Below are 898 nucleotides of genomic sequence, written 5' to 3'. Positions count from 1 at the left end.
GACTTACGAGGGGCGATCGCAGATCTGGTGGCTCTAACATCAGACATGCAGTATGCTAATATGCAACTTCAGAAACAACTGTCGAGATCGGCCGAGTATATTCGAGCTCTTCAAGCTCGTTTCGATGCAGAAATGCGTAAAGTGCTCTTAGATTCGGTCACTGGAGTTGCGAGCCGCCGTTCTTTCGAGGCATCGCTCAATGAAGCGATCGCGCATTCTGATAACTCTGGTGAACGACTGTCATTGCTGCTTGTCGATGTCGATAATTTCAAGCTCGTTAATGATACTTATGGTCATCCCATTGGAGATCAGGTCCTCCGATTGATTGTGTCTGCGATTCGCAAACATTGTCGATCTGACGATATCGTCGGCCGTTATGGTGGAGATGAGTTTGCAATCATTCTTCCAGGTGCTTCCGCTGATCAGGCGGTGACAATTGCAGAGACGATTCGCAACCAGATTATGGTCCGGAAGTTGTTCAAGCGCTCTACCAAAGAGGTCATTGGACAGATCACGATCTCGATCGGAGTAGCTGAGCACCAAGGGGGCGGTTCGCGCGAAGACCTGATCGAGCGAGCTGACAAGTGGTTATATTCGGCAAAGAAAATGGGTCGAAACCGAGTTTGCAGCGGTAAGGCCGATCGATTGGCGATTGAGTTCGCAGGTCAGGGCGATGAGGCAGTGCGTTGGAAGGGGGAGCTGGCCACTGCGAACAAAGTGATAGACGACCAGCACCGCGAGTTAATGAATCTTGCAACGAGCTTGCTTCAGCTGAACGGGTATGAGAGCTCGAAGGAGCTTTATTTGGTATTGGAGACGATAATTCAAAAGTTGAGAGAGCATTTCGAGGATGAAGAAGCTGAGTTGCAGAAGAGCGGTTTCAAAGACGTCGATGGAC

1 protein-coding gene is annotated in these 898 nt (G+C 49.8%); it reads left to right on the top strand.

Annotated elements, in window-relative coordinates; translation table 11 throughout:
* Window positions 1-132: 132 nt before the first annotated feature.
* The coding region (locus DY467_RS25275; RefSeq protein WP_164639787.1) for a diguanylate cyclase at window positions 133-898 on the top strand (766 nt) is incomplete at its 3' end.

The sequence above is a fragment of the Rhodopseudomonas sp. BR0G17 genome, assembly GCF_010907025.1.
Taxonomy (GTDB): Bacteria; Pseudomonadota; Alphaproteobacteria; order Rhizobiales; family Xanthobacteraceae; genus Rhodopseudomonas; species Rhodopseudomonas palustris_H.
The sequence above is the reverse complement of the archived record's forward strand: the minus strand, read 5'-3'. Positions and strand labels throughout refer to the sequence as shown.